Source organism: Paraburkholderia sp. BL10I2N1 (genome assembly GCF_004361815.1).
GTDB lineage: Bacteria > Pseudomonadota > Gammaproteobacteria > Burkholderiales > Burkholderiaceae > Paraburkholderia.
Genome location: NZ_SNWA01000003.1, coordinates 556,874 through 569,850, shown reverse-complemented (window position 1 = coordinate 569,850; position 12,977 = coordinate 556,874). Strand labels below are relative to the sequence as shown.

Genomic DNA, 12,977 nt, shown 5'->3' with positions numbered 1-12,977 from the left:
CTGTCGGATTGAAGACTCTGGTGCTCAGGTCAGGCTCGTCAGAGAATCCGTGCTGAAACCAAGGAACGGCTCGCCGAGGCGTGCGCGTCGGGCCCACTGCGCATCGTGCAGCAACGATCGTCCCACGCCGATCAGATCGAATTCGCCGCTAAGGAAGCGAGCGAGCAAGGGGGCGAGGTCGGGTTGAGCAATCGTTTCCGCGCCCGCCATCGAGTCATAGTAGCCCTTGTTGATCCCGATTCCGCCGACGGTCATCGACAGCTTGCCAGTCACCTTTTTCGCCCAGCCGGCGAGATTCATATCCGAGCCTTCGAACTCTGCGCGATTGAAATACCGTGTGCTTGCCTCGAAGATATCGACGCCAGCCTCGGCGAGCGGGGTGAGAATCTGTTCGAGCTCGTCGGGCGTGGTTGCAAGTCGCGCCTTGAAATCCTGCTGCTTCCACTGCGAAAAGCGGAAACTGATGGGGATCGTATCGCCGATCTCCGCACGGATTGCGCGCACCACCTCCGCGGCGAAACGGCTCCTCGCGGCCCGGTCTTTGCCCCACGCGTCGATGCGTTGATTGGTTTCGTTCCACAGAAACGAATCGATGAGATAACCGTGGCCGCCGTGGAGGGCGATCCCGTCGAATCCCGCAGCTTTCGCATACGACGCGCTGCGGCGATAGGCGGCGATGACATCGGCGATCTCTTCGTCGGTCATTGCGCGGGTGGCGGGTTGCACGCGAGTCAGATAGTTTGCGTCGAGCGAGGTCTGGCGACCCGCCGGGCCCCACAGTCCAGACGGACGCATCGGCGGAGCAGTGGGGACAGGCCCGGTATTGGCTTCCTTCATCGGACCCATATGCCACAACTGCGGGAAAATCACACCGCCACTCGCGTGAACCCCATCCGTCACGCGCCGCCAGGCTTCGACCGACTCTGATCCTGCCAGCGTCGGAATCGAATTCTCTCCGAGTCCGGCTTCACCGAGCGCCGATGGATGATCGATGCCGACGCCTTCAGTGATGATGAGTCCCGTCTCGCCTTCGGCGCGCCGCTGGTAGTACGAAGCGACATCGGGTCCTGGCAGGCCGTCAGGAGAGAAGCCCCGGGTCATGGGCGACATGACGACACGGTTTGCGAGCGTGACTCCGCGGACCGACAGTGGTGTAAATAAGGGCGCAGTGATCAACTTCGTCTCCGTACGTATAGTTGACTTGTGTGCGAATAATGATACGCTACATTTTTATCATGAAGAAGCGTGTCGTCCCGTCGCAAGGCACAAAAAGGCGCGCAAGGAGAACGTTTGATGCAAACCCTGATCAATGCTGTGGCCCGCGTTGCGGAGGACGACGTCGATGATGTCCCCGAGGGGTTCGAACTGATGCCGGCGTTCGGGCCGTTCCACGAACTGGTCGGCGCGACCTGGTACAGGAAAAGCGAGCGGGGGCCGGTGGTCGGGATGCGTGTGCGCGAGCAACATTGCAACCTCGGGCAGATGATGCACGGCGGAATGGTCTGCATGCTGGCGGATACCGCCATCAAATGGGCGAGCAAGTATTCGCGCGAGCCCGCACTCAAGGTTTTGACCACCAGTTTGACGGTCAATTTTCTGGGTAACGCTCAGCCCGGCGATTGGGTCGAGGCTCACGTGGAGGTGCTTCGAACCGGTAAGCGCGTGGTGTTTTCTGATTGTTCGATCTGGGCGAACGGTCAACGTATCGCTCAGGCATCAGCGCAATTCCAGGTGATGGGGCAGATGGAGGCGTCGGGCGGCTGTCGGGCGCTAGGTCTGCGCGGCGTCGGTCTGGCTGGGCGCTTTGTACCTCCACGCCAGGAGCAACAACTGCTGAATGTGCGCGGCGCGCTGCAAGCGTTGCGCGCGTGTGGTCGGAATACCCATCAGCACTTCGGTGCTGCCGGCCACCAGCGTTAGCAGGTCGCGTGCGGCATCGGGTGCGTCGGGTACGCTGATCGTGCCGTCGCGGGCAGCGGAGGCAATGAAGTCCGCCACCGGCTCGAGCATCGCGTTCACATATTGAAGGAATCCATTCGCCACGTCCGGAAAGCGATTCGATTCGCCCACTACCACACGGGTGATTTCGATCGTGTCCGTGGACGCCATATGTTCAGTCAGCGTGCTCAAAAGGAGCGACAGCGTCTTCGCGAAGTGGCGGCGCGGTATGAGCAGTTGCTCGATCCTGCCACGCAGATCCTGCATGCCGTGCCATACCGCGGCGCGAAACAGGTCCTCTTTGGTGCCGAACTGCCGGTAGACGGTCGTTTTGCTGATTCCCGCGCGCGCCGCGATCTCTTCGACTCTCGCCGCGCCGAAACCCTCTGCACGAAAAATCTGCGTAGCCGCCCTTAACAGTCTTTCGCGCAATTCGGCGGCAGCGTCCTGCGTGGGCCGCCCAGCCGCGCGCGGGGTGGCTGGGACCGCCACGGCGCCGACAGAAGGGGCGGGCGAAGCTCGAAGTGCCGGCGATTTGGCCATGGGCAAGGGGCGACCAGTGAGAAAGGTGAAAGTGTACTCACGTCCCTTGCGGTCCGCCAGTAGGGCGGACGCGAGGGCTATTCGAGGGCGAGGCGATCATCGCGAGCGGGGTCGCGGCGCGGCCGGTCTGGAAGTGGAACAGGCTTCGCGCAGGCTGGCGCGTCAGACGTCGATCATGCCACGAACGTAAGACTCCATCGTGCCCGCGCACGACAGCTTGTCCTCGCCTTCCTCGAGATCCGCATAGCGGCCGACCTGCCTGACGAGAGGCCCCTGAAGGCCGTCAGTGGGATCTTCGGGCGAGAAGTCGATCGTGACCTTGTCTCCAGCAATGAAGCCGCCCCAGTACCCTTCGGCAAGCAGATCGAAAAATGCGAAGCGGCCTTCGACGCGTCCCTTCCCGTCGGCGGGGTTTAGCAGCTTTTCGCCCGCCTTGTCGAGCACAAACGGAACGATCCATGGACAGACTGCATAGCCTTGCGCCACTTCAGACCATGGGCCGGTGCCGATCATTTCCGACATGCCATAGCTGTTCTGGACGTTCTCTGGCTCGATGCCGTAAAAGGCAATGATCTGCTTGCGGAAATCGGCGGGCGCCTGGGTGCCTTTCAATCCGCCGCCTGTGGTGATGACGGTTTCGGGATGACAGATGCCATCCGCGACGCCGCGCCGGCGTGCGTGCTCGACCAGCATCCAGTGCAGCGACCAGTTGCCTTGCACAAGCACAGGTACGTCGCGGTGAGCGAGTAGCTTGTCCAGAAAGCGGTCGATCATCGCGCCGGTGTGTCGCTGACGCGATGCTGCCTTTTCCTGGAATGCCGCGATCGCGCTCGGCTTTGCACTGCCGTCCGCGATCGCGCGACGCATGCGGCCCATCTCGATCGTGGACGATGCGAGCGCCGGATCGTCGAACATCAACGTGCTTTCGCTTCCGAGCTGCGCGGCGGCGCTCAGTACCGGTTCGACATGACGATGGGCACCGCGCGGCGGCATCATCAAAAAGACTGGACGCTTGCCGAAATCCCGCTCGATGAGCTTGTTGCCAAACAAGCCAAGTTTCACGCAGGACGCCGTCACACGGTCCAGGTCGGCGCGCGTCTGACTGATGAAACTGCATTTGCCGGAAGTGCCACTGGAACTGAACACATAGTGCCCGGCACCGCGCAGGCGATCCATCCATGCATCGACGTTGTCGACGCCATCGACATCGACGTCGGTCACGGGTCGGCTCGTCAGCGTTTGCAGCCAGGTGTTCAGGTGTTTCCAGCGGCCGTTTTCCACGAACTGTTCTGGGTAGCTCTTGTAAATTTGATGCGCGAACAGCAGCGGCACCATATCGGCTTCGCTGTGAACCGCATCGACGCCCATGTCAGCGGCACGGCGACCCAGGAGCCTTATCTGTTCGCGGCGCTGCGCAAAGCGCTCCTGCATCGCCGCCAGCTGGAGCGCACGCAGATTGTCGGGATGGCGGCGAAAAGGATCGGCATCCTGTTCAAGCAGGTCGTAAAAGCATTCGAGGGTCGACATGGTGTCTCCGGCGTATGGATGCGGTACTGCGCTATTGATCGAAATCCGTGGCGGTCGAGACTTCGGCCCACGCGTCGAGGTTCTTCTGCAATCCCGCAAGTTTGTTGCGCGCCACGCTGACCGCATCGGGTCCGAGGGCTAGCCTCAAAGGCGGTTCGTCGGCCTGGACCGCCTGGATGATCGCAGCAGCGGCCTTGGCCGGATCCCCTGACTGGGTGCCGTGATAGTGGGTCATCTGCTCGCGCATCGTGCCCACGGTTTCTGCGTACGCAGGTACAACGGCTTCGCTCCACCGCAGCGAGCTACCAGCGAAATTCGTGCGAAAGCCGCCTGGTTCAACCAGCATGACGCGTATGCCGAACGGCTTGAGCTCTTGCGCCAGGGACTCGGACAGGCCCTCGACTGCATGCTTGGACGCGCAATAGAGGCTGCACCCGGTGATGCCGATCAAACCCGCGACTGACGACAGGTTGACGATATGTCCGGCGCCTCGCTCGCGGAAGTGCGGCAACACGGCCCGGACGGTGTTCACAGTACCGAAGAAATTGGTGTCAAACACCTGTCTGGCCTCGGTGTCGGACACCTCTTCGAGCGCACCGAACAGACCGTACCCAGCGTTGTTGACGAGCACGTCGATCCTGCCCGTGCGCTCGAGCGCCTGCTCGATTGCCTGCGGCACCGCCGACGCGTCGGTGACGTCGAGCAGCACCCCGTGTGCCAGGCCGGCCGGCGACATCTGCTCGAACGCCGCAATCTGCGACGGGTTGCGCACGGTGCCGACCACCTGGTCGCCACGCGCGAGTACCGCTTCGGCGAGGGCTCGGCCGAAGCCGGACGACACACCCGTGATTAGCCAGACAGCGGCGGATGTCGATATGGCAGTCATTAAAACTCTCTCTTGTGAATTCAAAGGGGATATCAGGCGGGACGGGCTGCTTCGACCATGTCGCCCAGCTCGCCGCGTACATAGGCATCGAGGGTGCCGGCACACGACAGCTTGTCGTCGCCGCCCGGCAGGTCCTTGTAGCGCATCACGTCGCGGATGACAGGTGTGCGCACGCCATCGATGTCATGGCCGAACTCCACAACCACCTTGTCGCCGCCGATCACGCCGCCCCAGCGTCCATCGGCCAGCAGATCGACGATCGCGAGTCGACCCTCGACGACACCTTTGCCATCGGGCGGATTGAGCAACCTTTCGCCCGTGGAGTCGAGTACGAGCGGCACAAGCCATGGCGGTACAGCCCACGCGTTGGCGGCGTGGAACCAGGGGCAAAAGCCGGATATCTCGCCCATGCCGTAGCCGTCATTGAAATTGGTCGCGTTGAAATTGAAGAAGCGCGCGCACTGTTGCTGGAAGTCCTCGGGGAGATTCGCGCCTTTCTTGCCGCCGCCGATGGTGATGACCGTGTCCGGATGAAAATCGCCGTCGGGTATGCCGCGCTCGCGGGCGGTCGCGACAATCTGATACAGCATGCCCATCATGCCCATGATAAACATCGGTTCGTGGCGCCGCTCCAGCAGCAGATCAATAAACCGACGGAAGTCAGCCTGCACACGCTCGCCGCGTTCACGACTCTCGGCCTGGAAGCTGGCGATCTCACTGGGCCGGGCCGTGCCGTCGGCGATGGCGCGGCGCATGCGCGCCATGCGCGTGGTATGCGCCGCGCTTTGCGGCACGTCGGACATGTAATGAATGTCGCCCGGTATGGCGATCGATTCCGCGAACTTCGACATCCGCTCCGTACCGGTATAAGAACCGGACGAGGGCGTCAGCAGGAACACTGGGTAACGGCGCGACGAATCGCGCATGGCGCTCGCCGCCCAACGGATGCCTTGTCCCATCAGCCGCCAGCCGAGTTCGCGGTCCACGCCGCTTTGGTAGATAAACGATTGTTTGCCCGACGTGCCACTGGAGCTCATTACGTAGTGGCCGTTGCGGCGCAACTCGTTGATCCAGTCGTCCATGTCCGCGACGTTGGCGTAATCGGGTCCCTCGATTTTCCGCGCCGTAAGCGTCTGCAGCCATGCTGTCAGACGGCTCCACTTTCCCTGTTCGATAAAGGACTCGGGATAGCTCTTGTACACTGCGTCGGCAAACAGCAAAGGCACCGCATCGTCGAGACTTGACAGTTCGGTGACGCCTGCGTCGGTCGCACGTTTGTCGAGAATGCGGATCTGTTGACGCCGCTGCACAAACCGCTCGCGCAGGGCCTGCAACTGGATGGCCTGAAGGTCGTCGGGGGCGTTGCGAAACGGATCGGGATGATCGGTCAGTTGCAGCAGGGTATCAAGAGCTGGCATGACGGCGTCTCCAATCAGATGTTATCGCCCGCTTCTTCGGATACCCACTTCATGAAGCGGTGTATGGGAAACATGCCATCATGCGGATAGCCGCCGACGCCGTCCGAAATCGATTCGCCAAGCGCCACCATGCGCTGCACGCCGGCACAAGCAAGCGCGTCGCGAACTTCATCGACTCGGTGCGGCGGGTAGATGCCGACAGTCTGGGTCGCTACGGTTGCAAAGCGGGTCGCATCACGCAGACTCTGCACGGGCACCACGTTCACGGTCTTGCAGATGGGATGGAAGTCGACCAGTTCGTCCGACCGGACCACGAGGCCTTTCCCGTCGTAACCGCCGAACACGCGATAGATGGGTTCCATTTCGCGCAATACATTAACGGCCTCGCGGATGTCGTTCGGTACTACTGGGCCCTGGCCATCGCCGTAGCGGAAGTCTTCGCCGAGCGCGGCCGCAAGGTATTCGCAATAGCGGTCGGCATCGTCCTCGTCGCCTTCGATGAACTGATAGCGGCTCGCATTGCACGCGTCCTGGTTGAACGATTGCACGTCGGCCGCGCCAGCGCGCGCCACCTGCCGAAGCAGTTCGTCCGAGGCGAATGCCTCTCGCCCGATCAGCGAGATCGATACCTTGGGGTCGAAAGCGACCAGTTCAAGGCCGGGGCCCGCGTAACGCATCACGTGACGCACGGCGCTTTCGCCGCCCCACACCACGAGCTTGTCGAAGTACTGCGGGCGGTACAGGATCGACTCGATGTTCTCATCTCCACCGCGCCAGTAAGCCGCCGAAAACGACTGCGTCAGCGGATGCGCCGGATCGATTTCGGCCATCGTGCGCAGGATCGCAGTCGCGGTAAACAGGTCGTTGGAGGGCAGCTTCAGTAGGTGAACACCTTTGGTCAGTGCAGCGCGCATCACTGTCATCGCCGCCACCATGGGCGAATTGCCGGCGAGTATGTGGACGAGGCGCGGAGGGAACGCGCGCAGACGGCTGGGACGGCCGCGCAATGTGCGCGGCACCCAGCCGTCGATCACATGGGTATCGCCGAGGCTGACGCGCAATTCATCTTCGATCACGTTACGAGCGAACAGATTCGGAATATCGCGGTAGCAGTTTTCCAGAATACGGCGGCCGAGCGGGCTTACTTCGATCATCGATTCCAGTGCCTGTTGCATCAGCGGATTGACATCCAGATGCAGACGTGGACCGAGTTCAACGAGAAAGTCGATAACCTGATCGACCGGTAATTCAAACGCCGGACCGGCCTGCGTGCGCGGCCAGATGAGATCATCCAGTTCTACAGCCGGCGTGCAGAATCCCTTGCCGAGATCGCGCGACACATGGGTGAGCGCATCGCCCGAAACGGTACGCCCGCGATAGACGTGCGGTACGGGCAGCGGTGGGGTGGCACCGTGATGCGAAGGCCCGGTTTCCCGGGTGGGGGCGTCGATGTGATTCATATGGCATTCCTTCTCGATTCGGTAAGGTGCGATTCTCGCGTCCGGACGAACCCGCGAATGAGGGGGTTAGGGTGGTCCTGGTCGGCTAAGGTTGGCAATCATGCGATCCATGAACTGCTTCAGCGCTTTCACTTCATCACCTGTGAAGCCGTGCAGCTGCCGGTCGTTCGTCTCGACAATAAGTGGAAGCGTTTTGCAGGTCACGGTGCGGCCAGCGTCGGTCAGCACCAGATAGACGCTACGTCTATCCGACTCATTGCGCTCGCGACGCACAAACCCGCGCTTTTCAAGGAAATCGAGCTGGCGGGTCATTGCCCCACTATCGGACAGCAGGATGCGGTACAGCTCGGTGGGCGTTCTTGCGCGGCCGTCGAACAGCGCTTTCAACACACCCCATTGCAGCGCGGACAGGCCACTTGCCGCGAGTTGTGCGTCGATTGCGTTGCACAACAGAAGGCGTACCTGGTTCATCCGGTACGCGACGCTTTCCTCTGAGCGGTAGATATTCGAGCCTTCCACAGACGCGGGTTCAACATCCGCCCGGTCGTCCTCAAGCTGCAGTTCTGACGAGTGATCCACTGGATTTCTGCCGAAAAAGTATCTGCGATTGGAGGCAACTATATGTACACTGTTCGAAAAGTGCAACGTTTTTCATCGTGTGGTTTTCCCCATGTTGTCAACGACAGGCCGTCTGCGCGACGATGCGATCACATATTCGGGCGAGGGCGGAATTGGATGGTCTAGTGGTGGAGTAGCGAGACGGCGACGTCGTGACACTGATGCTCAACCATCAGGATGATTTGCCGTTCACCGATATGAACACGCCTCGCTGCTTTGATGCGGGCACGGATCCTTCTGGTTGGAAATCGGCGAGATCTCGCCTACGGCTATTTCATCTTTGCTATCAACGAGACGCGCTTTCAGACCGAGGCAGTGGATACGGCTTATGCCTCCCGTTTCGGTGCCGCAGTGCTGGAGCGCGGCACGATGCCGCGATGGCGGGCACGCCTTCGAGACGCGGGGTGGCGGGTGCCCGGATTTTCGGCACGACCAGAGCCGGAATGTCTAGTGCAGTTAATGCAACTGATAGTTGCATTAACTTGTCGTCAAGATTACACTGAATTCGAGCCCTTCGGGTGGAGATGTCGACCGTGCGAATAAAACCACGGCGAATAACAAGGAGACGAAATGAGTACAGTGCTTGTTGCTGGCGTACTGCCGGCCATGCAGGAACTGCACGTATCGAACGATATTCTTGACGATCACGCAGCACTCCAGGCAGCCTGGGAGCGCGATGGCTACTGGTTCTTCCGCGATGTGCTGGATACGGAAGCGGTAGGGCGGTTGCGCAGCGTATTTCTGGACGAGCTTTCGCGGCTGGGCGTGATTGCGCCGGGCGATCCGGTTGCGCGATACAGCGGCAAGAGCCTTGATGACTTTCCGTTCCGCATGGAATCGCTCGCGGCGCGCAAGACATGGAAGCCGTTCGTTGCTGAGCCCGCCATTCATCGATTTTTCAGCCAGTTACTTGCCGACGAACCGTTCTGGATTCCTACGGTTGAGTACCGCGCTACGCCGCCGGCGCAGGATAGCACACGTCCCCGCTTCGACTACGTCCATCAGGACGGCTTCTACAACGCGGGGATTCCGTTCGCTATCTGCTGGATTCCGCTCGTGGAGATCGACCCGGATGTCGGCGGTCTTGTTCTTGCCGAAGGGCTGCACAAGGGGCCGTATCTGCACGATCTTTCTCAGCCACCGCTGTTTCCCGTTCCTGACGGCGCTGTGCCAACGCACGCATGGCGACGCACGACGTATCGCCCGGGCGATGTCGTCATCATGCATCTGAACACCCCGCACACGGGGGTGGCGAATTACTCGGACCGTTTCCGGCTCTCGATGGATATACGGGTGATGGCTGCGTCCGGCGACACGCCGATCATCGGCAAGATCACTTCGCTCACGCATCGTGAGGTAGCGGTGCAAGGAGAGGACGGCCGCAGCGGCACGTTCGCACTCGATGAGAGCACGTACAGCCGGGGGATCGATGGCAGGAAGGTCCCGCTCGACGAGATTCCGATGCACTTTCACACGGGTGATGAGGTGATTCTGGCATCACGTGATGGGCGGGCAACGGTCTTGCGTCCGCCGCACTGACGGCTCAGCGCGCAAACTCACATCGGGTAGAAAATGCCTTATCCAAAGACATTCCGCCAGCGTCTGGCGGGCAAGGTCGCAATCGTGACTGGCGCTGGTTCGCAAGGCGATGGCGTCGGTACCGGTAAGGCGATCGCTTGCCTTTTCGCGCGCGAAGGCGCGTCGGTTTGCCTCGTCGATCGGGACGAGGATCGGGCCGCTGGAACGCTCGCGATGATCCTCGAAGCAGGCGGCAATGCGTTCGTTTGTGCCGGCGATGTCACCGACAGCGACGCATGCGCACGCGTCGTCGCGGCCACTGTGGAGCGCTATGGCGCGCTGCACGTATTGGTCAATAACGTGGGAGTGGCAGGCGCTGGCGGCCGTTTCGAGAATCTTGACGAAGCCTCGTGGGACCGCATCATCGACGTGAATCTGAAGAGTGCGTTTCTGATGAGCCGAAGTGCGGCACCTCATCTGGTTGCCGGTGGAGGTGGTGCAGTGATCAACATCAGCTCGACAGCGGGTATCCGGAGTCACGGGGCGGCGGCATATGGGTCGTCAAAGGCGGGCATGATTGCGCTGACGCGTGAACTGGCGGTGGTATACGGTCGCGACGGAGTCCGCGCCAATGCCATCGCGCCGGGGCATATCTTCACACCGATGGTCGAGAGCATGCTGGACGAGCAGGCAAAAGAGCGGCGCCGTAAAGTTGCGCCGCTCGCGATCGAAGGAGATGCCTGGGACGTTGCGTCAGCGGCCTTGTTCCTCGCGAGCGATGAGGCGCGCTTCATTACCGGCGTGTGTTTGCCGGTAGACGGCGGGGTGACTGAGATCGCGGCACTCTGCGCTTACGATCTGATGCAGCGGTGAGGTTGGACTGGAAAGAAAGCTCGATATGGTTTTGCTTCACTGGGTGTTGACGTCCTCCCGACCGACAACCATGGTTCCTGGGTGTTTGGACCCAGCAGCGTCTTCTGCGGCCTGAAGATGCTGTAATCGACGTGTTCGTGCACCCCTCCCGAACAGTACAACCAGGGCACCGATATGAATTCACGCGAAGCAATCGATGCGCGGCTTGCGAGCACGTTTGGTCTGGAAGGCAAGACCGCGATCATCACCGGCTCCGCCTCGGGACTTGGTCGCACGACGGCGGCACTGTTCGCCGGGATGGGCGCGCAAGTGGTGATCGCAGATCTGAATCTCGAAGCGGCGCAGGCTACCGCCGATGCAATCGAAAGTCATGGCGGGAGTGCAGTCGCAGTACAGGCGGATGTGTCGGAGGAGGCGTCCGTGAAGCAACTGTTCGCGCGCTCCATCGATCACTTCGGCGCCGCGGATATCCTGGTGAACAACGCGGCGGATCGATCGAAGGCCGAGTTCTTCGATATGAGCGTGGAACAATGGGACCGCATGCATCACGTCACTGCGCGCGGCACCTTTCTTTGCGTCCGCGAAGCCATCCAGCACATGCGCTCGGCCGGAAAAGGCGGAGCGATCGTCAATGTGTCGACGGTTGGGGCAGTACGCACGACGCTATGGGGAGTCAATGTGCATTACGATGCCGCGAAGAGCGGAGTCGACAGCCTGACGCGCACGCTCGCCAGCGAATTCGCGGCCGACAACATTCGCGTCAATTCGGTGCTGCCCGGCGGTATGCGCACGGAAGGTGGTCAGAACATTAGCCATACCTTCAAGATTCGCGGGCCGATTATTGGGGAAGGCCGGATTCCGCTTGGACGAATGGCTGACCCGCTTGAAGTCGCCAATGTAATTCTTTTCCTCGCGAGTTCGGCCTCGAGTTATGTGACGGGTCAACTGCTCGCGGTCGATGGAGGCTTCATGGTGAGTTGATACAGGGCGAGGACATGCGCATCACGCCGCCGATCGACGTAGCCTTAGGCGGACTCGTGCCGACGTTTTTCGCATCTGGACGCTGCCGATACCTCCTGGAGCGCTGCTGTACCGCCTGAATGCAGCAGGCAATCTCCATCGGAACGATTCCGCTGCGACGAGGTTGGATGAAAGGCTCGCAACGAGATATTTCAGACGAATTCTGCGTCACATCGGTTGCCTGGCGTTTCCAAACCGTTAAGACGTCTCATGGCGATTGCAGCATCATCGATAATCTCGTCAAAGATCGCTTCCACAGGCTTCACGGCATCGGCGAAGACGACAGCGGGACCATAATCCAGCATGCCCTGACTCGTGTCCCCGCTCAAATACGCTTTGTGCGCAAGCGCCCCCATCACGTGGGGACGAAACTGTTCAAAGTCGGTGATTTTTGCATCGTCGAGTGTGAGTACGGCGCGAGCGCTGTCGTTGAGAAGGACGCGATGGGGATCATCAATCGCACGTTTCACCACGACGGTCTCCGTGCCGTCTCCACGCACGACTTTCGCTTTGTAGGTTTCGTGTATCCACAGCTCTTCCGCAACCATCATCCGGGATCCCATGATGATGCCTTCTGCGCCCATGGCCAGTACGGCAGCCATTTGCCGACCTGTGCCAATGCCGCCACCAATCACCATGGGCAGGTCGATGACCGAAGGGCCATGCGCCCCCTGCACCATGCTGCTAATGCCAAAGAGGCCCGGGTGCCCTCCGCAATCGTTACCCACCAAAATGATGGCATCGACGCCCAGACGGGCGGCGCTGCGGGCATATTTGATGGCTGGGACCTTGTGCAGGATCTTCACACCTGCCTCACGCAAGACAGGGATGACGGGCTCTGGACTGGCGCCGGCAGTCTCCACGCAACAAACCCCTTCTTCGATCAGGATGCGAATCTGCTCGGTGACCCTGGCAAGTCCACCGCTTTGCCGTGAGATGTACAGATTGACGCCAAAAGGCTGCCCTGCCGTTAGTTCGCGACAGCGCTTGAGTTGCACGCGGAATTCGTCAGGGTCTGCGAAACCCGCCGCCACGATAAAACCCACGCCGCCGGCATTGACCACGGCGGCCACATAGGCCGCGTCGGAGACACGCGGACCGAGGCCACCACACAATACCGGATGCCGGATACCAAGAAGATCAGTAATACGCGTTCTAAAAAGCTGAGGGCGCATG

11 protein-coding genes and 1 pseudogene are annotated in these 12,977 nt (G+C 60.9%); 4 read left to right on the top strand and 8 right to left on the bottom strand.

Annotated features, from left to right (window positions below):
* Positions 1 to 24 precede the first annotated feature (24 nt).
* Complete coding sequence (locus B0G77_RS40640; RefSeq protein WP_133667473.1) at positions 25 to 1,176, bottom strand: NADH:flavin oxidoreductase; 1,152 nt, start codon at positions 1,174 to 1,176, stop codon at positions 25 to 27.
* Positions 1,177 to 1,293: 117 nt separating this feature from the next.
* Between B0G77_RS40640 and B0G77_RS40635 the strand changes: the two genes are divergently transcribed.
* Positions 1,294 to 1,920 (top strand): PaaI family thioesterase, encoded by a 627-nt coding sequence (locus tag B0G77_RS40635; protein ID WP_133667472.1) that lies wholly within the window; start codon positions 1,294 to 1,296, stop codon positions 1,918 to 1,920.
* A 24-nt stretch (positions 1,921 to 1,944) separates the two neighbouring features.
* Here the strand turns inward: B0G77_RS40635 and B0G77_RS45115 are convergent.
* The 6 genes and pseudogenes from B0G77_RS45115 to B0G77_RS40605 all read right to left on the bottom strand — a co-directional run.
* Positions 1,945 to 2,481, bottom strand: a pseudogene (locus B0G77_RS45115) (TetR/AcrR family transcriptional regulator); the annotation flags it as partial.
* A 162-nt stretch (positions 2,482 to 2,643) separates the two neighbouring features.
* Complete coding sequence (locus B0G77_RS40625; protein WP_133667470.1) at positions 2,644 to 4,008, bottom strand: hypothetical protein; 1,365 nt, start codon at positions 4,006 to 4,008, stop codon at positions 2,644 to 2,646.
* A 31-nt stretch (positions 4,009 to 4,039) separates the two neighbouring features.
* Positions 4,040 to 4,894, bottom strand: coding sequence for an oxidoreductase (locus tag B0G77_RS40620; protein ID WP_133667469.1), 855 nt, complete (start codon positions 4,892 to 4,894; stop codon positions 4,040 to 4,042).
* A gap of 32 nt (positions 4,895 to 4,926) precedes the next feature.
* Positions 4,927 to 6,312: a hypothetical protein gene (locus B0G77_RS40615; RefSeq protein WP_133667468.1), complete on the bottom strand. Its 1,386-nt coding sequence runs from the start codon at positions 6,310 to 6,312 to the stop codon at positions 4,927 to 4,929.
* A 14-nt stretch (positions 6,313 to 6,326) separates the two neighbouring features.
* Entirely contained in the window at positions 6,327 to 7,772 is a 1,446-nt protein-coding gene (locus tag B0G77_RS40610; RefSeq protein ID WP_243751497.1) for an acyl-CoA reductase, read from the bottom strand.
* Between the two features lie 66 nt (positions 7,773 to 7,838).
* Positions 7,839 to 8,417, bottom strand: coding sequence for a MarR family transcriptional regulator (locus B0G77_RS40605; protein WP_243751496.1), 579 nt, complete (start codon positions 8,415 to 8,417; stop codon positions 7,839 to 7,841).
* 543 nt (positions 8,418 to 8,960) lie between these two features.
* Here B0G77_RS40605 and B0G77_RS40595 point away from each other — a divergent pair.
* The 3 genes from B0G77_RS40595 (at position 8,961) to B0G77_RS40585 (ending at position 11,762) form a co-directional block, all read left to right on the top strand.
* Entirely contained in the window at positions 8,961 to 9,929 is a 969-nt protein-coding gene (locus B0G77_RS40595; RefSeq protein ID WP_133667466.1) for a phytanoyl-CoA dioxygenase family protein, read from the top strand.
* 33 nt (positions 9,930 to 9,962) lie between these two features.
* Positions 9,963 to 10,781: an SDR family oxidoreductase gene (locus tag B0G77_RS40590; protein WP_133667465.1), complete on the top strand. Its 819-nt coding sequence runs from the start codon at positions 9,963 to 9,965 to the stop codon at positions 10,779 to 10,781.
* Between the two features lie 174 nt (positions 10,782 to 10,955).
* A complete protein-coding gene (locus B0G77_RS40585; RefSeq protein ID WP_133667464.1) occupies positions 10,956 to 11,762 on the top strand; it encodes an SDR family NAD(P)-dependent oxidoreductase in 807 nt (268 codons plus the stop codon).
* A 191-nt stretch (positions 11,763 to 11,953) separates the two neighbouring features.
* Here the strand turns inward: B0G77_RS40585 and B0G77_RS40580 are convergent, their stop codons facing one another.
* A complete protein-coding gene (locus B0G77_RS40580; RefSeq protein WP_133667463.1) occupies positions 11,954 to 12,976 on the bottom strand; it encodes a nitronate monooxygenase in 1,023 nt (340 codons plus the stop codon).
* Between the last annotated feature and the right edge of the window lies 1 nt (position 12,977).

What these genes read in the sequence shown, in the direction of transcription:
- B0G77_RS40635 (WP_133667472.1), top strand. Translation starts at nt 1,294, where the DNA reads ATGCAAACCCTGATCAATGCTGTGGCCCGCGTTGCGGAGGACGACGTC.
- B0G77_RS40625 (WP_133667470.1), bottom strand. Translation starts at nt 4,008, where the DNA reads ATGTCGACCCTCGAATGCTTTTACGACCTGCTTGAACAGGATGCCGAT.
- B0G77_RS40620 (WP_133667469.1), bottom strand. Translation starts at nt 4,894, where the DNA reads ATGACTGCCATATCGACATCCGCCGCTGTCTGGCTAATCACGGGTGTG.
- B0G77_RS40615 (WP_133667468.1), bottom strand. Translation starts at nt 6,312, where the DNA reads ATGCCAGCTCTTGATACCCTGCTGCAACTGACCGATCATCCCGATCCG.
- B0G77_RS40610 (WP_243751497.1), bottom strand. Translation starts at nt 7,772, where the DNA reads ATGAATCACATCGACGCCCCCACCCGGGAAACCGGGCCTTCGCATCAC.
- B0G77_RS40595 (WP_133667466.1), top strand. Translation starts at nt 8,961, where the DNA reads ATGAGTACAGTGCTTGTTGCTGGCGTACTGCCGGCCATGCAGGAACTG.
- B0G77_RS40590 (WP_133667465.1), top strand. Translation starts at nt 9,963, where the DNA reads ATGCCTTATCCAAAGACATTCCGCCAGCGTCTGGCGGGCAAGGTCGCA.
- B0G77_RS40585 (WP_133667464.1), top strand. Translation starts at nt 10,956, where the DNA reads ATGAATTCACGCGAAGCAATCGATGCGCGGCTTGCGAGCACGTTTGGT.
- B0G77_RS40580 (WP_133667463.1), bottom strand. Translation starts at nt 12,976, where the DNA reads ATGCGCCCTCAGCTTTTTAGAACGCGTATTACTGATCTTCTTGGTATC.